The sequence below is a fragment of the Niallia laureatilytica genome, from assembly GCF_046613985.1.
In the GTDB taxonomy this organism is placed as follows: Bacteria; Bacillota; Bacilli; order Bacillales; family Cytobacillaceae; genus Niallia.
On the sequence record NZ_JBKKHP010000001.1, the window covers coordinates 822,716 to 842,379 of the forward strand.

17 protein-coding genes and 1 other annotated feature are annotated in these 19,664 nt (G+C 40.4%); of the genes, 1 reads left to right on the plus strand and 16 read right to left on the minus strand.

What is annotated here, in order from left to right; genetic code table 11:
* Positions 1–104 precede the first annotated feature (104 nt).
* The 9 genes from ACLIJJ_RS04225 to ACLIJJ_RS04265 all read right to left on the minus strand — a co-directional run bounded on the left by ACLIJJ_RS04225 (position 105) and on the right by ACLIJJ_RS04265 (position 8,596).
* The gene (locus ACLIJJ_RS04225; RefSeq protein ID WP_251644898.1) at positions 105–1,058 is read right to left on the minus strand and encodes an ABC transporter permease; all 954 of its coding nucleotides are present in this window, start codon (positions 1,056–1,058) and stop codon (positions 105–107) included.
* Entirely contained in the window at positions 1,058–1,975 is a 918-nt protein-coding gene (locus tag ACLIJJ_RS04230; protein ID WP_233313045.1) for an ABC transporter ATP-binding protein, read from the minus strand. Before ACLIJJ_RS04230 ends, ACLIJJ_RS04225 begins: the two co-directional genes overlap by 1 nt.
* Before the next feature lie 18 nt (positions 1,976–1,993).
* Positions 1,994–2,686 (minus strand): ABC transporter ATP-binding protein, encoded by a 693-nt coding sequence (locus ACLIJJ_RS04235; RefSeq protein WP_411229250.1) that lies wholly within the window; start codon positions 2,684–2,686, stop codon positions 1,994–1,996.
* Positions 2,679–3,065 carry a GntR family transcriptional regulator gene (locus ACLIJJ_RS04240; protein ID WP_233313043.1) on the minus strand — a complete coding sequence of 129 codons (387 nt, stop codon included), beginning with the start codon at positions 3,063–3,065 and terminating at the stop codon, positions 2,679–2,681. Before ACLIJJ_RS04240 ends, ACLIJJ_RS04235 begins: the two co-directional genes overlap by 8 nt.
* 5 nt (positions 3,066–3,070) lie before the next feature.
* On the minus strand, positions 3,071–3,835 hold the full coding sequence (locus ACLIJJ_RS04245) for a hypothetical protein (RefSeq protein ID WP_233313042.1): 765 nt from the start codon (positions 3,833–3,835) through the stop codon (positions 3,071–3,073).
* Positions 3,836–3,982: 147 nt separating this feature from the next.
* A complete protein-coding gene (locus tag ACLIJJ_RS04250; protein ID WP_411410577.1) occupies positions 3,983–4,744 on the minus strand; it encodes a tRNA threonylcarbamoyladenosine dehydratase in 762 nt (253 codons plus the stop codon).
* Positions 4,745–4,920: 176 nt separating this feature from the next.
* Positions 4,921–6,699, minus strand: a complete 1,779-nt coding sequence (aspS, locus tag ACLIJJ_RS04255) for an aspartate--tRNA ligase (protein WP_237941741.1) — start codon at positions 6,697–6,699, stop codon at positions 4,921–4,923.
* 35 nt (positions 6,700–6,734) lie between these two features.
* Entirely contained in the window at positions 6,735–8,009 is a 1,275-nt protein-coding gene (gene hisS / locus ACLIJJ_RS04260) for a histidine--tRNA ligase (RefSeq protein ID WP_411410578.1), read from the minus strand.
* 99 nt (positions 8,010–8,108) lie between these two features.
* Positions 8,109–8,358 (minus strand) — a binding site (T-box leader).
* A gap of 61 nt (positions 8,359–8,419) precedes the next feature.
* A complete protein-coding gene (locus ACLIJJ_RS04265) occupies positions 8,420–8,596 on the minus strand; it encodes a hypothetical protein (RefSeq protein WP_233313038.1) in 177 nt (58 codons plus the stop codon).
* Between the two features lie 196 nt (positions 8,597–8,792).
* Here ACLIJJ_RS04265 and ACLIJJ_RS04270 point away from each other — a divergent pair, with 196 nt between their 5' ends.
* Complete coding sequence (locus tag ACLIJJ_RS04270; protein ID WP_237941743.1) at positions 8,793–10,328, plus strand: N-acetylmuramoyl-L-alanine amidase family protein; 1,536 nt, start codon at positions 8,793–8,795, stop codon at positions 10,326–10,328.
* Positions 10,329–10,360: 32 nt separating this feature from the next.
* Here the strand turns inward: ACLIJJ_RS04270 and dtd are convergent, their stop codons facing one another.
* From dtd to ACLIJJ_RS04305, 7 genes are all read right to left on the minus strand, one after another.
* Positions 10,361–10,801 (minus strand): D-aminoacyl-tRNA deacylase, encoded by a 441-nt coding sequence (dtd, locus tag ACLIJJ_RS04275; protein ID WP_233313036.1) that lies wholly within the window; start codon positions 10,799–10,801, stop codon positions 10,361–10,363.
* Positions 10,802–10,812: 11 nt separating this feature from the next.
* Positions 10,813–13,008 carry a RelA/SpoT family protein gene (locus tag ACLIJJ_RS04280; RefSeq protein WP_233313035.1) on the minus strand — a complete coding sequence of 732 codons (2,196 nt, stop codon included), beginning with the start codon at positions 13,006–13,008 and terminating at the stop codon, positions 10,813–10,815.
* Between the two features lie 286 nt (positions 13,009–13,294).
* Positions 13,295–13,807: an adenine phosphoribosyltransferase gene (locus tag ACLIJJ_RS04285; protein ID WP_233313034.1), complete on the minus strand. Its 513-nt coding sequence runs from the start codon at positions 13,805–13,807 to the stop codon at positions 13,295–13,297.
* The gene (gene recJ / locus ACLIJJ_RS04290) at positions 13,798–16,158 is read right to left on the minus strand and encodes a single-stranded-DNA-specific exonuclease RecJ (protein ID WP_411410579.1); all 2,361 of its coding nucleotides are present in this window, start codon (positions 16,156–16,158) and stop codon (positions 13,798–13,800) included. The genes ACLIJJ_RS04285 and recJ overlap by 10 nt, the downstream gene beginning before the upstream one ends.
* 132 nt (positions 16,159–16,290) lie before the next feature.
* Positions 16,291–16,614: a LapA family protein gene (locus ACLIJJ_RS04295; protein WP_237941745.1), complete on the minus strand. Its 324-nt coding sequence runs from the start codon at positions 16,612–16,614 to the stop codon at positions 16,291–16,293.
* A 104-nt stretch (positions 16,615–16,718) separates the two neighbouring features.
* Positions 16,719–18,965, minus strand: coding sequence for a protein translocase subunit SecDF (gene secDF / locus ACLIJJ_RS04300; protein ID WP_233313031.1), 2,247 nt, complete (start codon positions 18,963–18,965; stop codon positions 16,719–16,721).
* Positions 18,966–19,215: 250 nt separating this feature from the next.
* Positions 19,216–19,515 (minus strand): post-transcriptional regulator, encoded by a 300-nt coding sequence (locus tag ACLIJJ_RS04305; protein ID WP_233313030.1) that lies wholly within the window; start codon positions 19,513–19,515, stop codon positions 19,216–19,218.
* Positions 19,516–19,664 lie beyond the last annotated feature (149 nt).

The following is a 19,664-nucleotide window of genomic DNA, read 5'->3' on the forward strand; positions in this document are numbered from 1 at the left end:
GCACTTCTTTAAAAACTATTATATCGCAACTTACCCCATAAACGAAAAAGTTTAGATGAAACACCAAAAAGCGGATGGTTATATTCCATCCGCAAAAACCTAACTTATGCCGCAACATCTCTTTTCTTGAATACGAAAAAGGCAAGCAAGTGAAAAATCAGGAAATAAACACACAGCATTACAATTGAAAATGTTAATGTCATGCCTTCCATTAATGGAGTACCTTCAAAATACTGAGTCAAATCTGTATTAGCAAATAAAATATATTTTGCCCATTCAAACTTTGTCGACAGCATGTAGGTCACTGTGCCGCCCATAAACATTAAGAATATCGAGATTCCAACAGCAAGTGAACTGTTGCGGAATACACTCGAAATCATAAACGCCATTGTCGTAATCATCAGCAGATCGATTGAATTCAGTCCATATGTTATTAACAGATGGAGAATCATACTTTGTTCTGTCACTTTTCCGTCATGATAATTTAAATAGGGAGTGCTGCTCTCTGGGAATCCGAACAATATGGCGCCCAGCAATAAAGCAAAACCAAATAGAACCAAAATTAAACATACCCCAAACAATATTACGGACAAATACTTAGAAAACAGTATTTTGGCTCTTCCAATCGGGCGTATTAGCAACAGCTTTACCGTACCCCATGCAAACTCGTTTGCAACTATGCCAGCTGCAATGATAATAGTAAACAAGCCGGCAAAGGAGATGAGTTCTGAACTATCTGATATAAAATCCCACACAGAGTAATCCACATTTGTAGTAATATCATGCTCTAATCGATATTCATTAATGGCAATCTGTGACCTTGTATATTCTATTAAATCAGGGGAGACTGTTCCTTCATCGAGCTGTTTTTGATATTCCTTGTTTTCCATCTCTAAACCTTGGCGCCAATTTTCATTGTCAGGAACAGATAATCCATTTTCCTGATACTTCGTAATGGCTCCAATAGCGATTACACTTAGAAGCAAAAGGACAACCATTACGTGTGTGGCTGCACGCTTCCATATCTTCATCCATTCATTTTGCAACAGCTGCAGCATTACAATTCCCCCTTCTCATTTGTTACTTCTAAGAATCTGTCTTCGAGTGTCTTAGAAACTTCTTTAATTCCATAAATGGAGAAATCCTGACCCGAAAGAAGTTTTACCAATGCTGGAATCTGCTCTTTCGTTACTGGGATTTCTATGCCTGCAGCACTTTTGGACACCTCTATGCCAGGCATATACTCACGTACAACACTTAAAGCTTCGTCGCTACGGTCTATTTCCACTTCATAGAGCTTTTCTGTGTTGTTGACAAAGTCCTTCACCAATTGGACATCCACCAGTTTGCCTTGCTGGATAATACCAATCCGGTCACACATCATTTCCATTTCCGACAACAGATGGCTGGAAACTATTACGGCCATCCCTCTGTCTCTGGCGAGCATTCTTAAATGGTCGCGAATTTCTCTTATTCCTGCTGGATCTAAGCCGTTTGTCGGCTCATCCAATATTAGAACTTTTGGATCATGCAATAAGCTTTGTGCAAGTCCAAGTCTCTGTCTCATCCCAAGAGAATAGGTTTTAACCTTGTCACGTATTCTATCTGTCAGGCCGACAAGCTCAACCACCTCATTAATCTTCTCCTTGCTTACTCCTCTTGTCATCCGAGCATAATGGACTAGATTATCGTAACCTGACAGGAATTTATACATTTCTGGGTTTTCTACGATTGCACCGACATGCTGCACAGCCTTTTCAAATTCCTTGGTAATGCTTTTTCCGCTTATTAAAATATCACCGGCTGAAATGTTTATTAGGCCAACAATCATTCGAATGGTCGTTGTTTTTCCGGCACCATTTGGGCCAAGAAATCCAAACACTTCACCTGCTTCTACATTAAAGCTTAAATTATCAATGATTTTCCTGCCTTTAATCACCTTTGAAACATTTTTCAGTTCAACAATGCTTCCCATTTTATCTCCCCTTTTTTATCAATGTTTGATATTGTTCTTCATCCACTCCACAATAGACAACCCTTGCTCTTCTTTCAGCTGGTCAACATGAAAATGCGCCGCTAAATGTCCCTTATTGATAACAACAACATCATCCAAAATTGGCTCTATTTCAGCAATCTCATGTGTAGCAATAATAACTGTCTGCTTTTCAAAATCAATATAATGGAGCAACCCCTTAACGATCGAATCTCTTACCATCGGGTCTAGTCCGGAAAACGGCTCATCCAGCAACAGAACTGGAACCTGCCTGCTTAAAGAGAGAACCAGCTTCAATCTTCCTCTGTTGCCCTTTGACAACTCTTTAATTTTCTTGGCCTTATCAAGCTCCATGAAATGAAGTAGCTCCGTTGCCGTCTCAAGGTTTAAATCCTGAAACTGCGAGGCAGAAAAGCTGATCATGTCAGCAACAGTAAAACCATCGTAGAACATATCTAATTCCGTCAAATACGATACATCTGCTGCTATTTTTCGATTAACCTGTTTGCCATTTACAGTGACAGTTCCAGAGGAAGGCTGAACGAGTCCTGCAATAAGTTTTAAGGTTGTTGATTTTCCGCTGCCATTAGCACCGACTAAGCCGTAGATTTTCCCTGGCAGAAAAGAGAAATCAACATCTTCTAAAGCTGTTTCTTTGCCATACTTTTTTGTAACTTTCTCTAATTTAATCAATCTTTTCAGCCTCCTCCCCCTGCTTAAATGCAGCTTTTAGTTCTGCAATCATTTCCTCTTCTGATATTCCGAGTTCCTTCATACTCTCGACAAACCTGCCAACAAGTTCAAGCTGCAATTTTTTCTTCACTTCCTCTAGCACTTCCTTCTTTTCGGTAATGAATGTCCCTTGCCCTCTTCTCGTTTCCACGATATTCATCCTCTCCAATTCACTATAGGTTCTTTGAATTGTGTTTGGGTTCACTCCTGAATCAATGGCCATTTCCCGTACAGAAGGCAGCTTTTGGCCAACCTTTAATTCCTGTCTTGCAATCTGCCGCATAATCCGATCAACAATTTGCATATAAATCGGCCGTGATTGCTTGTAGTCATCTGCCATGCAGCTTACACCTCTACTTTCTTATCTAACAGCCAAGACGAAACCCAAAAAATAACAAGAGCTGTCAGACAATAGCCTGCTAGGACAAACACGGAAATGTCTGTTGCTTCAAAGGTAGCTTGAAAGGAATTCATACCTGTTTCCATCTGAAAAGCTCTACCTAAATTAAACATCCCTATTTCTTTTAAATCTTTAATAAAGCTGATTTTCCCAAACTGTTCTTTTAACAGTTCCCATCCATAGAAAAAGGCAATGAGGATAATCCAGCGAAATTTCTTCAACCATAGGATGGCTCCTAAACTGTGGTAGACAGTCCAATAAAAGATGACCCAGATGCTCAAGTAAAAAGAGATTAACCATATTGCCGCAGCCATAAATACAATATCAAATGCAGTAAACATTTCTTGAAATTCTGCTATCGGCAAAAGACTTAAAATGGTAATAATGGTTATAAGGACAGCGGAGCATAACGATAATATCGAACAGGCCGTAAGCTTTGACAGCAATAATTGCACACTGCTTGCTGGATTATGGAGCCACAATTGCGTTTTGCCTTCCAAATTAAGTGATGTCAGCAAAGACCCTGGTAAATAAATAACATGGGCAATAATTAAAGCAATCGAAATGGTTCCTGCCAGCATGCTAGTGCTGTAATAACCAGAAAGGAACCAGCCAGCCGCATAGGCGATTGCCATAAAAATTAATATCGTATAAAAATAGCCGATGGTTATTTTTAAGTCCTTCCTCAACAAGCCTTTAAATGCTTTCATATTCTTCCTCCAAAACTTTGTATTAGTGTACTAAGTAGATAGTACACTAATACACCAATGCCTGCAATAGGTTATTTGTAAATTTAAACCAGTATTTTTACTCTAAAAAAAGATCCTAGGCCGATAGCCTAGGATCTTTCGTTTATATTAGTCATTTACACGCTTAATTTTAATGTCCCCCAGTAATTCCTTCACCACATGGCTTGCCATAATTAAACCGGCAACAGATGGAACAAAGGCATTGGAAGAAGGCGGCATTTTTGCCTTGCGAATCGGCGCATCTTCTTTCCCAACCACTTTGCGGACATCTTCTCTGATAACGATCGGGCTTTCATCTGAAAAGACTACTTTAATTCCTTTACGGATTCCCTCTTTTCGCAGACGAAGACGAATAACTTTAGCAATTGGATCTGTATGTGTTTTGCTGATATCAGCAATTTGGAAACGAGTCGGATCCATCTTATTCGCTGCACCCATACTTGAAATAATAGGAATATTTCTTTGTAAACATTCCTTCATTAAGTGAATTTTATAGGAAATAGTATCAGATGCATCCACAACAAAGTCCAAGCCGTATGCAAAGATTTCCTCATAAGTTTCTTCTGTATAAAACATTTTCAGTGCGATTACTTCACAATCTGGATTGATATCTGCAATGCGCTCTTTCATGATATCAACTTTCGGACGACCGACAGTTGACAATAATGCAATCACTTGGCGATTGACGTTGGTAATATCAACATCATCCTTGTCAATCAATATTAATTTTCCGACTCCTGAACGAGCCAGAGCTTCAGCAGAAAAGGAGCCGACCCCGCCAATTCCTAGCACTGCCACCGTGCTGTTTTTTAACTTTTCTAATCCATCTGTACCGATCGCTAATTCATTTCTTGAAAACTGGTGCAACATCTATTTCTTCAACTCCATTATTAGATTTACGTTAATAGGAATTATACATATGTTTTCTAGTATTATACTCTTAAACCCTTTTGTACTATAACATAAATTATTGACAGGTTCTAGCCCTTGTCCTCAGGACTGTTGACAGGAAAAAAAGGCTGTCACTTTTAGACAGCCCTCTTTTATCAGTCATTTTTTTTCGGTGATTTAAGTGCTAGATGCAAATCATCAAGCTGGCTTTGAGAAACCTCGCCTGGTGCATCTGTCAACAGACAGCTTGCACTTGCTGTTTTCGGGAATGCGATTGTATCACGCAGGTTTGTTCTGCCAGACAGAAGCATAATCAGTCTGTCTAAGCCGATTGCAATTCCGCCATGCGGAGGTGTTCCATATTCGAATGCTTCCAGCAGGAAACCAAATTGCTCATAAGCTTCTTCTTTAGAGAAACCAAGCAGTCCGAACATTTTTTCCTGAATATCTTTTTCGAAAATACGAAGTGATCCTCCGCCAAGCTCATAACCATTCAATACAATATCATACGCTTGTGCTTTAACTGCCTTAGGATTGGAATCAAGCAGTTCAATATCTTCTCGTTTTGGCATTGTGAACGGATGGTGAGCTGCATAGAAACGGTTCTCTTCTTCATCAAATTCAAACAACGGCCAGTCTGTCACCCATAGGAAGTTGAATTTCTCTGGGTCTATTAAGTTCAACTCTTTTGCTAATTTAAGGCGAAGTGCACCTAATGAGTCTGCAACAACGCTTGCTTTATCTGCAACAAACAGCAGCAGATCACCTGGTTCAATAGCAAGTGCTGCTTCAAACGCTTTTTGCTCTTCCTCTGAGATGAATTTTGCTATCGGACCTTTTAATCCATCCTCTTCTGCCTTCAACCATGCTAAGCCTTTCGCGCCATAAACTTTCACGAATTCTGTCAAAGCATCAATATCTTTACGAGAATATTTGTCATTTGCTTGCTTCACATTAATTGCTTTTACTTGGCCGCCTGATTCAACAGCAGCTGCAAACACTTTAAAGCTGGAGTCTTTAACGATTTCAGACAGATCTGTAAGCTCCATTTCAAATCTTGTGTCTGGCTTATCCGATCCGTAGCGTGCCATTGCTTCATCATAAGGCATTCTTGGGAATGGTGAAGGAACATCGATTCCTTTCACTTCACGCATAATTGTCACCATCATGTTTTCCATCATTTTCATGATGTCTTCCTGACTTAAGAAGCTTGTTTCAATATCAAGCTGTGTAAATTCAGGCTGACGGTCTGCACGCAAGTCTTCATCACGGAAGCAGCGGGCAATTTGGTAATAGCGCTCAATTCCGCCTACCATCAGCAGCTGTTTGAAAAGCTGCGGAGACTGCGGCAATGCATAAAATTCATTTGGATGAACACGGCTTGGCACAAGATAATCCCTTGCTCCTTCAGGCGTGCTTTTTGTAAGGATTGGTGTTTCGATATCCAAGAAGCCTTCGCTGTCTAAATAATCTCTCATAATCTTTGTTACTTGATGACGCATTTTTAATGTTTCAAACATAACTGGTCTTCTGAAATCTAAATAGCGATATTTTAAGCGAACATCTTCTGCTACGTCTGTTTTATCAGAGATAGCAAACGGCGGTGTTTTTGCTTCGTTCAGAATGATAATTTCGTCTACAACAATCTCAATTTTACCTGTTTGCAGGTTTTCATTGATTGTTCCTTCCTGCCTTGCCACAACCGTTCCTTTAATATCTAGAACAAATTCATTTCTTACTTTTTCTGCAATTTCAATTGCTTCTTTATTTATTTCTGGATTAAACACGACTTGAACAATGCCAGTACGGTCACGCAAATCAATGAAAATAAGTCCTCCCAAATCACGGCGTTTTTGAACCCAGCCCTTTAAGCTGACTTTTTCGCCAATAGCCTTTTCTGTTACTTCACCACAAAAATACGTTCTTCCAAACATATTTCATCCTCCTTTTAGTTCCCTACTATTTATTTTTAATAGCTTTGAAAATCTTGCAGCGCTGCCGCTAATTCTTCCAGCTTCACTTGTTTTTGTTCACCAGTTTCCTGACTCTTCACATTAATCTTGTTTTCCTTCAGCTCATCCTCGCCTATAATAGCGACAAATTTAGCTTGAAGGCGATCGGCAGCTTTAAATTGAGCTTTTACTTTTCTGTCCATATAATCTCTTTCAGCAGATAAGCCTGCTCTGCGCAAATCATTTAAAAGTCCGACCGTATAATCCTTTGCTTCTTCTCCCAATGCAACAAGATAACAATCGATTTTCTTCTCAACAGGCAATTCGATTCCTTCTGCTGTTAAGGCTGCAAGCAATCTTTCCAAGCTCATCGCAAACCCGATACCAGGTGCTTCCGGTCCGCCAAGCTCTTCTGTAAGCCCATTATAACGACCGCCTCCGCAAAGTGTCGTAATGGCTCCAAATCCTTCTGCCTCACTCATGATTTCAAATGCAGTGTGATTATAGTAATCCAAGCCTCTTACTAGATTTGAATCGACTACGAAAGGAATATTTAAGGCAGTTAAATATGCTTTCACTTTCTCAAAGTATTGTTTAGACTCTTCATTCAAGTAGTCTAGGATCGACGGTGCCGACTTCATTAACGGGTGATCATGATCTTTCTTACAATCCAAAATTCTCATTGGATTTTTTTCGAGACGGCTTTGGCAGTCACTGCAGAATTCGCCGATGCTTGGCTTAAAGTGGCCGATTAGTGCATCTCTGTGTGCAAGTCTGCTTTCTTTATCACCAAGACTGTTTACAACGAGCTTCAGCTTTGAAAGCCCAAGTGATTCATATACACTATAGGCAAGTGCCATTACTTCCGCATCAATCGCAGGATCCTTGCTGCCGATTGCCTCTACACCAAACTGGACGAATTGGCGAAAACGGCCTGCTTGTGGACGCTCATAACGGAACATTTGTCCTAAATAGAAAAGCTTAACTGGCTGTGATGGCAACCCGAACATTTTATTTTCTACAAAAGAACGAACGACAGAAGCAGTACCCTCTGGTCTGAGTGTCAGGCTTCTTTCTCCTCTGTCTTCAAATGTGTACATTTCCTTTGTGACAATATCTGTTGTATCTCCAACACTGCGCAAAAACAGCTCTGTATGCTCAAAGATAGGTGTTCTTATTTCGTTATATTGGAATCTGTCGCAAAGCTCTTTAATACGCGTTTCAATATATTGCCATTTTTCCACTGTGCCTGGCAGAATATCTTGCGTTCCTCTTGGAATATTTATTTGCATATTATTATCCTCCTGTATTGGCTTATGTATCGGAATTAGGGATGGGCAATTTTAAAAAAGCAAACAAAAAAATCCCGCCCCTTGTATATCAAGAAATATACAAGGGACGAGATTTTGGAATCCCGTGGTGCCACCCTAATTGAAGAAATGCATCTTTAAAGAAATGCATCTTCCACTTTGCAGTTAACGCCTGCTAACGTTTCATACCTAGTAATGTTAAAAAACATGTTCAGAAGAAAACCTACGGAGTGTTCGTTCATTAAGTCATCATGCAGAAATGCTTCCAGCCTTTGGCATTTCCTCTCTTTTCATGTGTATCCTAACTACTTTTCTCCCTCATTGGCTTTTTTAATTTATCCCTTATTATTTTATTAATAATAATAAGAGATGAATTGATTGTCAATAGCCCTTTAATATCTCCCAACCTGCTTTTTCAGTTTTCTTGCTTCTCCTACAGATAACCCAAACTCTGAAGCAAGCTCAACAGCTGTCGAGTTAGCTTCCTTTTCGATAAAATCATGAAAGTCCACACCGAGTAATTTCGAGCTTACATCATGGGTTTTTATGCTTTTTTCACCAAATCTCATTGTTTTCACCCTTTTTTCTTGTTAATTTCTATTATTATCCCCATGAGTTAAAAAATTTTTCATCATATGTTATATTTATTGTCTAAAATTGAAAAGAAAAAGAGAAAAGTTATCAAAGGAGATTGTATCTTGAAAGAGAAATGTATTAAAATGCAACTAACTATGCTCTTTCAAGGAAGGGAGGAGAAGCTATCAAATGATAAAGAAACAGCATATATGGATAATTCCCATTATGATGCTAATGCTGATTCCTGCAATCCAAGCTAAAGCGGAAAGCAGTCTATCTGTGCAATCGACGACAGTCCTTAATATAAGAGAAGGTCCTAGCCTTGATGATTCAATTATTGGGAAAATGGAAATAGGCACAAGCTATAAAGTGCTGACTGACAATGGGGACTGGCTGGAAATCGATTTAGGAAATGGTCAAGCCGGCTGGGTGGCAGCCTACTTAGTAACAAAGTCTGAAGGTTCGAGTAATGATGCTCCCAATACGCAAACAGACAGCGTCACAGCTTCAGAAGGAACCATTTCTGAAAATGGATTAAGACTGCGCAAAGGACCTGGAACCGAGTATCAGGTTATCACAACACTCAGCAAAGATACTCCTGTCACCATTCTTTCAAATGAAGGAGACTGGGCTGAAATCCAAACAGCGCTCGGAACAGGCTGGGTTAACAGCCAATATATTATCGGCGGCGCGCAAAACACTTCAGACACAACGGACGTCTCACAAACAGACGGCCAAACTGCGATTGTAGCTGACGATGATATAAACGTTCGTGACACAGCTTCTTTGAATGGAGTAGTCATTGGCAAGCTGGCAAAAGGAACGGTAATACATATAGTAGCAGAGGATGGAGATTGGGCTAAAATCCAATTTTCAGGTAATACTGGCTGGGTGTCTAAAACCTTGCTGACTGAGGACAGCGAGGTAGAAAACATTTCTGCAAAACCAATTGATGCATCTGTTACTATTCTTCATGATGGGACAAACATTCGGAGTGAAGCATCCGTACAAGCCTCAGTCTTAAGTATTGCAAGTGAAGGGGATTCCTTTAAAGCAACAGAAGAGATTGGCGACTGGTATAAAATTGAGCTGGCAGACGGTCAAGCCGGCTATGTAGCCAGCTGGATAGTGTCAGAATCTGCTGAAAAGCAAACAGCACCTTCCTCACAAGACAGTAACAAAACAGGCGACTTAAAAGGAAAAACAATTGTCATCGATCCTGGTCATGGCGGTAAAGACAGCGGAACAATCGGAGCTGTCGGCACATTGGAAAAAACGCTGACAATCCGAACAGCTAACCTTCTTGCTGAAAAACTGCAGGCTGCTGGCAGCAATGTTGTGATGACAAGACAGAATGACTTTTTTATCTCGTTGCAGGACCGTGTCAATATGAGCAGCTTCTATAAAGCTGACGCCTTTATCAGCATCCATTATGACAGCATAAAGGACAGCAGCGTCCGAGGGATGACAAGCTATTATTACAGCTCTTCCCAAAAGGAGCTTGCCAACAGTCTGCATGAAAACATTATTGAAGCAACCCAATTAAAGGACAGAGGTGTAAGGAAGAACGATTATTTTGTTCTTAGAGAAAACACACAACCAGCAACGCTTTTAGAGCTTGGTTATTTAAGCAACCAGCAAGAAGAGGCGCTTGTTTCGTCCCAAAAATACCAGGAGACAGTTTCCGCAGCCATTTATGAAGGGCTCGAAAGCTATTTCCAATAATAAAAAGAACCGTTCCAATCGGAACGGTTCTTTTATTTGCTTTCGAGTATAAGAGTAACAGGGCCATCATTCACCAATGAGACATCCATCATGGCACCGAAAACACCTGTCTCCACATGCAAGCCCTTTTCCCTCAGCATAAGATTAAATTGATCGTATAGATTTACTGCATAATCCGGTTTGGCGGCATTCATAAAGTTCGGCCGTCTCCCTTTTCGCGTATCTCCATACAGAGTAAACTGGGAAACAGACAAAATAGCGCCTTCAACCTCCATTATGCTGTGATTCATTTTCCCATCCTCATCATCAAAAATTCGCAGATGGGCAATTTTATCTACAAGCTTGGCTGCATCCTCTGCTGTGTCATCATGTGTGACGCCAACGAGGAGCATATAGCCCTTATCAATTTGTCCAACGGTTTTCCCGTCGACTTCCACTTTTGCTTCTTTCACTCTTTGCAACACAATACGCATACCGTTTCTCCTTAGTTCATGATTCTACGTACAGAATAGACATCAGGTATCTGCTTAATCCGCTCCACCACTTTATGGAGGTGATTGACATTCAGAATGAGAATAGACATCGTGATGGTTGCCATTTTATTGCGGTCAGATTTGCCTGAAACAGCAGAAATATTCGTTTGCGATTCGTTAACTGCCTGAAGAACCTCATTTAAAAGGCCTCTTCTGTCATATCCGCTTATCTCAATTTCCACATTATATTCTTTCCGATCATTCAGCGCTGTTTCCCATTCAACAGGAATCAGTCTTGCTTTTGCATCCTCGGTATCGATATTAGTACAATCTGAGCGGTGAACAGAAACGCCTCGTCCTTTTGTAATGAAGCCGACAATCTCATCGCCTGGCACTGGGTTACAGCAGCGTGACAGCCTGATTAGCAGGTTGTCAATCCCGGTTACCCGCACTCCAGAAGCACGTTTTTTCGCACTAGGAAATGACTTTAATTCAGCAACAGCATTAGATATTGTTGCAGACTGCTCCGCATCACGCTTCTTGCGCCATTTCTCTGTAAGGCGGTTGGCGACTTGAAGGGCTGTTATGCCATTGTAACCGACAGCAGCATACATATCCTCTTCACCAACAAAATTGAACTTCTCAAGCACTGTCTTAATATTATCAGGGGTAAGAATTTCCTTCAGATCAAACTCCATATTGCGGATTTCTTTCTCGACAAGCTCCTTGCCCTTTTCCACGTTCTCCTCTTTGCGCTGCTTTTTGAAGAACTGCCTGATTTTATTTTTTGCTTGTGAGGTTTGTGCAATCTTGATCCAGTCTTGGCTAGGACCATATGAATGCTTGCTTGTATGAATTTCGACGATATCGCCAGTCTTTAACTTATAATCAAGTGTAACCATCTTGCCGTTAACCTTGGCACCAATTGTTTTATTACCGATTTCCGAGTGAATTCGATAAGCAAAGTCAATCGGAACGGAGCCTGAAGGCAACTCAAATACATCGCCTTTTGGGGTAAACACAAATACCATATCGGAAAACAAATCGATTTTCAGACTTTCCATAAACTCCTCGGCATTAATACTGTCTTCCTGGAAGTCGAGAATTTCTCTAAACCATGACAGCTTCTCTTCAAAGGAGGAGCCTTCATCAACTGTTTTTCCTTCTTTATATGCCCAGTGTGCGGCAATCCCGAACTCTGCAATTCGATGCATTTCTGTTGTGCGTATTTGCACTTCCAGCGGGTCACCCTTCGGCCCAATCACTGTTGTATGCAAGGATTGGTACATATTAGCTTTAGGCATCGCGATATAGTCTTTGAAGCGTCCTGGCATCGGCTTCCAGCGTGTATGAATAATTCCAAGCACGGCATAGCAGTCTTTGATGCTGTTTACCACAATGCGCACTGCCAAAAGATCATAAATCTCGTTGAACTGCTTGTTTTGTAGCACCATCTTGCGGTAAATGCTGTATATATGCTTTGGACGTCCCGAAATGTCAGATTGAATTTTTACTTCATCCGTGCCTTCCCGTATTTCGGAAACAACTTCTTCTAAATATTGTTCACGCTCAGCGCGCTTTTTCTTCATTAAGTTAACAATTCGATAATATTGCTGTGGATTCATATAACGTAGAGCTGTATCTTCAAGCTCCCATTTAATTGTAGATATCCCTAGTCTGTGGGCTAATGGAGCGAAAATCTCAAGCGTTTCATTTGAAATGCGGCGCTGCTTCTCTGCAGGAAGATGCTTTAGCGTTCGCATGTTATGAAGTCTGTCGGCAAGCTTAATCAGTATGACTCGTATATCCTGCGCCATTGCGACAAACATTTTGCGATGGTTCTCTGCTTGTTGTTCTTCATGGGATTTGTATTTGATTTTCCCTAGTTTCGTAACGCCGTCAACGAGCATGGCCACTTCATTGCTAAAGCTGTCACTAATATCCTCTAATGTGATATCGGTATCTTCAACAACATCATGGAGAAAACCTGCAGCAACAGTAGCCGGATCCATCTGCAAATCAGCAAGAATCCCTGCCACTTGAATAGGGTGGATTATATATGGCTCCCCAGATTTTCTATATTGTTCACGATGAGCATTTTGGGCAAAATCATAGGCTTTTTGTATGAATTTTGTATGCTCTTCGTTTAAATATCCTTTAGTCTTATCGATGACTTGTTCGGCGGTTAACACTTGATCATTCGCCATGTAATCACCTTTCATATTCCGAGTGTATTATTAGAATTTATCATAAGTTCGACTATTTATCTATCCCGCTATATGTTTTTCCTTATATTGCATCATGCAATTTTTAATAGAATTAAAACAATTTTAGAATGATTATTTCTATTATTAAAAAAAAGAGAGAGAATGTAAAGAGAATCCATGTAATTTTTTTGCAAAACATTAGAATTTTTGTCGAAAACAGTCGAAAGTTCCCGATGCTTTTTTATTGCAAAAAAAAAGAGCGCTATCACAGCGCTCTTCTTCGTTATTAATATTCCATCAATGTCAAAATATCATAGCCATCAAGGTTTTTGCGTCCTTCTAGGTAAGACAATTCAATCAAGAAGGCAATCCCAGCTACTACACCGCCCAATTCTTCTACAAGCTTGATTGTAGCCTCAATTGTGCCGCCTGTTGCAAGCAAGTCATCAGTAATTAGGACTCTTTGGCCAGGCTTAATTGCATCCTTATGGATTGTCAGCACATCCTTGCCGTACTCCAAGCCGTAAGAAACCTTGATTGTTTCTCTTGGCAGCTTTCCTTCTTTACGAACTGGCGCAAAGCCTACTCCTAATGAATAAGCAACAGGACAGCCGATGATAAAGCCGCGGGCTTCTGGTCCGACAACAATATCGATTTCCTTTTCTTTAGCGTACTCAACAATTTTATCTGTTGCGTATTTATATGCATCACCATTATCCATAAGTGTGGTAATATCTTTGAAACGAATGCCCGGTTTTGGCCAATCTTCCACAATTGTTACATACTGTTTTAAATCCATTCTTGCACTTCCTCCTCATTCTTAACGGATTTCTGAAGAATAAGATCAAACCAATTCTTTAACTGCTCATAAGACGAGTATATTAATTCATTTTCGAGCGAAAATTGTGCTTGTTTCTGTTGAAAAGAAGGAGACTCTGTTAAATCTCTTCTATTGCTATTCTTATTCAGCGTAATAAACCCATCCTTCATTGTAACAAAATTCAGCTCAAAAAACACCTTTGACATAAAAACAATTGTTTCTTTGCTCCAGCCTTGGCGTTTCGCAAGCTCTCCGCCGTACTTTTTAAGGTCAAAGCCATTTTGCTTTGCAAGAAAAGCGTAGTACCATTTAAAGTGATCCCTTGTCGGCATCGTGCTGAAAAAGTCGCTGTCCTGCTTAAAAAAGCTTGCATATATTCGTTCAGGGGCAGTGCTAGCTAACAATTGTTGAACGATATCTTTGCTATGCGGAAAGTCTGCCAGTACTAGTATGCGATTTTCGGTTTGGAAGGATGCTGCATCATCAAGATTTTCAATAATTTTATAATCAGAAATAGAATTAAGAGCCTCAGGTACCGAATCCTTGTGAAAGAAAATCCATGTTGCACTGTTGCCTGGTATGGCAGATGCGAGCTTCTCCAAATTTCTAATACCTCGGTAATCGAAAAGCTGCCAATGCTTTACAGCAATATCCTGAATAAATATTTGCGGCTTTTTTATATTATTCCATTCATTGATAGAAAGCTGTCCTAGTACAGACACCTTTGCACTTGGCGATATATGGTCATAAAGCTCGCCAATCCCAAACCCAATTCCATCAAGGCTTGTGTCTTCCTGCTGAAATTGCACCTTCAAATGATTCTGGTTAGCTCCAATCTTCCTTATAGTGCTTATCTCAACAGAATCCATCACAATCCGCGGCTTAGCATTATCCACACCAAATGGCGCAAGCAGCTGCATTTCCTCAATGGCTTGTAAATGCGCATCTTTAAGGTCAATCTCCATATCAACGGCTGTTAATGGAACTAAATCTTCAGGAACAAGCTTGTCAAAAGCGAGTTGGTTCAAGCGCTGACGAAGCTGATCCACATCCTCCAATGCAAGTGTCATCCCTGCTGCCATCGGATGTCCGCCGAAATGGGGAAGTATCTCTCTGCATGTAGACAGATTCTGGTATAAATCAAATCCGGCAATACTGCGTGCCGACCCCTTTGCAATACCTTTTTCCTGATCAAAGCCGAGAACAATGGTCGGTCTGTAAAATTTCTCGACTAGCCTTGAAGCCACAATACCGACTACTCCCGGATTCCATCCCTCTTTACCGACGATAATCACCCGGTTTTCGGCCAACGGATACAGCGTCTCAACTTGTTCAATCGCTTCCTCCGTAATTTGGTTAACGATTGCCTGCCGTTCTTTATTTATCGCTTCCATCTCTTCTGCAAGAGATGCAGCAAGGTCTGGGTCATCTGTTAAGAGCAGTTCAACGGCAGGGTCAGCACTGTCGAGCCGGCCAACAGCATTTATCCTAGGGGCAATCATAAATCCGATTGTTTCCTCATCTATCCCGCTTGCTTCTGTCTTCATCTGCTTCAGTAATGCCTGTAAGCCGATGTTAGCAGTCTGCTTCAACTTCTTGATTCCAAGTTTGGCGATAATCCGGTTTTCCCCTGTCAGTGATACAAGGTCGGCAATTGTCCCAATTGCAGCAAATTGCAGAAGATGCTCTGGGAGTTCGCCGTATAGCGCATGCGCAACTTTTAAAGCAACACCGACTCCGGCAAGCTCATGGAAAGGATACTCGCTCCCATCCAATCTTGGATGAATGATTGCTAGCGCATCTGGAAGAACTAATCCAGGCTCATGGTGGTCTGTCACGATATAGTCTATCCCTAGCTCTTTCGCCACATCTGCTTCCTTGACAGCAGCTATTCCCGTATCCACTGTAACAATCAGCTTAATGCCGATGCTTGCTGCATATCGAAATGCCCCTTCATTCGGTCCATAGCCTTCTGTAAAACGATTGGGTATATAAAATTGAACATCGGCGCCTAAATCCTCCAATGTTTTCATCATAACAGTGGTGCTTGTTACACCATCTGCGTCATAGTCGCCAAATATAAGGATTGGCTCTTGTTTATCGATGGCATGCTTTATGCGGTTTACTGCTATATCCATGCCCTTCATTAAAAATGGGTCATGAAACTCATCTATGCTGTATAAAAATGCTTTTGCCTTTTCAAGGCTGTCATACCCTCTGTTTACGAGTAAACTTGCTACAAGAGGTGTGATTTTTAACTGGTCTGCAAGTATTGCAGCATTATCATTATTTTTCTTTTCTGTAATCCATCTAGATTTAGGATGAAGCATCTTATCACCTCAATCTATCATTATACAAGTATGAGTTAATCCTTTCAATGTTTGATAGTGGAAGAAACAGACTTTGATTACACACAAAAAAGCTTATGCCATTGCTGAGCATAAGCTTTTTTGTGTGTGAAATTATTTTGTTGGAGCAGCTATTGTCTCTACTGGTTCTGCCTCACCAGCTTGTACTGGTTCAAGCTCTTGCAGCCGCAATTGAAGTGACTCGTTTTCCTTAACTGCAGCCTTCCATTTTCTCTGCAACGAATAAATTTTTATCAAGCCAGCAGAGCCTATCATAAGTCCTCCCAGCAATACGGAGATTAGAATTACGAGAATGAGCGGCCATTCTCCTGTTCCAAATAAATAGTTCACTGTAACAGAATCAACATTTATCACAGCAAAAACAGCTACTATAAGTGCAAAAACAATGCCAAATAATAAGTTCCATTGGATTTTCATAAGCTACCTCCAATACTAAGTCCTTCCCTATAACTTTCCCATAATATGCAGGTATTAAACTAAAAAGACAGGTCCTTCAATCAAGGACCTGTCTTAAATCAAACTTATACTTGCGGCTCATCTGAACTTACACGTTTTTCTTTAACCGTAATCAGAACGCCTTTTTTCTTAAGCTCTTTTTTCTTCCATACAAACCATAACTGGGATGCGATAAAGATAGAAGAGTATGCACCGCCAATTAAACCAATCAATAAAGCTAATGAGAAGTTTCGGATTGACTCGCTTCCAAAAATCAACAAAGCAATTACACAGATAACAACTGTGAGAACTGTATTGAGGGAGCGTGTAAATGTTTGGCGGATACTTGTATTGATAATATCTTTGATTTCCTTCGCAGTCGTAATTCTTTTCTTTTTCACAAGGTTTTCGCGGATACGGTCGAACGTAACAATCGTGTCGTTAATAGAATACCCGACAATCGTAAGTACTGCCGCGATAAATGTAATATCAACTTCAAGCCTTGTAAAGCTGAAGATGACAATGATAAAGAATGCATCATGAAGCAGGGCGATAATAGCTGCTAATGCCATATATATTTCAAAACGGATTGTTACATAAAGTATTATCCCTAGTGATGCTAAAATGATGGCATAGAACGCATTTTTGGCCAGCTCTTTTCCGACTGTAGGTGATACGGTGCTGACATTCGGATCGGAGCCGTATTTATCATGCAGAGTCGTTTTCAGTTCTGCGACTTTGCTTTGACTCATATCCCCTTTTATGCGGATTGCAGCTCTGTCATTATTTTCACCAGAAATAGTGATATCATCTGCTGTAATGCCGAGAGCATCCATATCTGCTTGAACCGCTTCTGTTGTCAATGGTTTCTCAGAGCTTATTTCCACCCGTGAACCCGCTGCAAAGTCGATGCCAAGGTTAAGTCTAAACACAGCAATAACAATGATACCTACAACAACAAGCACGCTTGATATTCCAAAGAATACGTTTTTGTATTTTACAAAGTCAATACGGTCAAATTTCGTCGGCAATGTAAGTGTATCGTAGTTTTCGCCAATATGCTTAATATCCTTCTTATTGACACCAAACCATGACGGTCTCTTGTTGAATGCTTTGCTGTTAACAATAAGCCCAAGCAACAATCTTGTCCCATATACTGCCGTGATAAAGCTCACTAGAATACTGACAATCAGCAATGTCGCAAATCCTCTAACAGAGCTTGTACCATATGCAAATAAGATAACGGACGCAAGAATCGTTGTAAGGTTAGCATCAATAATGGTGGATATTGAGTTTTTGTTACCAGCTTGGTAAGCCGATTTCAGTGTTTTCCCTACTTTAAGTTCATCCTTAATCCGTTCATATGTGATGATATTGGCGTCAACCGCCATACCGACACCAAGTATTAGGGCGGCAATTCCCGGCAGTGTCAGTACCCCGTTAATTAAATCAATAACAAGCAGATTTAAGTATACGAATATAGACAGGGTGATGACTGCAATTAAGCCTGGCAAACGGTAGTAGAACAGCATAAACAAGAACACAAGTCCAACACCAACAATGCCGGCAAATACTGTTTCTTTAAGAGCCTGGTCACCAAACTGGGCTCCAACGCTTGTTGAATAAACCTCAGTCAGCTTAACAGGAAGAGCTCCCGCATCCAGAAGCTCAGCCAATGTCTTCGCTTCTTCAATCGTAAAGTTCCCTGTAATCGAAACGGTATCTGTGTTCAATACACTGCTTACCATTGGGTTAGACAGGAATTTAGGATCAGCTTTTGTTGCTTCTTCCGCATAGGAATCGCCTTCTTCATAATCGAGCCAGATGACAAGCGGATTTCCAAGCACTTCTGTCGTTACGTCCTTAAATTTCTCAGCATTCTTCAGCTTTAAGGAAACACTAGGTTTACCATATTCATCAAATACCTGTTCAGCTCCGCCTTGCACTAAGTCAGAACCATCCATCAGCTTTTTATCGTTAACATCACGGAACGACAGGTTCGCTTCTGTCGACAGCAATTCCCGTGCCTTATTCTGATCAGTTATGCCTGCTAGCTGTACACGGATGCGGTCCTTTCCTTCGATTTGAATGCTTGGTTCGCTGACACCGAGCACGTTGATTCGCTTATCTAAGGCTTGAGCCGTACTGTTAAGAATATCCGTATTAATCTTTTTCCCATCTATTGGTTCTACTTTATAAAGAACCTCAAAACCACCTTGGAGATCAAGACCAAGTTTAATATCCTTTAAAATATTATTTGTTGTTCCTCCCATCAATCCTGCAAAGACAACTACAATTAATAGGAAGGCAACTATTCTGCTCCGCTTTACCATTATGTATTTTTCCTCCTCGTTCTAAAAAGGCGTACATATGATTACACCTATTGACAAGCTTAAGCCATCCTGACAGCTTGACAGGACGGCAAGCACTATTCATTACAGAATTTGTTCATGAATTCTTCGTTAATTAAACATTTTCTTTCTATAATAAAACATTATGAAACAGTTTATGAGTGCTGTCAATTTGTACTAAAAATTATCGAACTTCTTCACAAAAAATTCACAAATGCTCTGTATGTAAAGGTTATTTTAGCAGCTCCTTTTTTTCCTCCTCTGAAAGCACAGAGAAATAGTCGTCTGCCTTGTAGGCTTCCACTGTGGCAAAATTCATGAAGTCTAATACTTTAACATTCATTACATCTTGAACAATTTCTGCAATCCTGTAGTCCGTTGAGGTTTTCTTCCACTTTTTCTTCGTTAAGAAGAACCATAGTTCGTTCTCATCTATAGTGTCATAGCCCAGTAGATGAAATTCCTCCAGCTTGCTCTTCAGCGCTGGCTTCACTTGATGGCGAAAATGATCATACAAATGCTCAGATGGCATCTTTCAAACAGCTCCTTTAACATGATGGTCCTTTTCCTCTTATCATAAACCTCTTACGTTTTTCATGATGAAAGGCAATAGTTCCTTTTCGATCCAATCTCTGCTTCTTTTCAAATTCCTTTATATACTTGTCATGCTTTGTCCACATG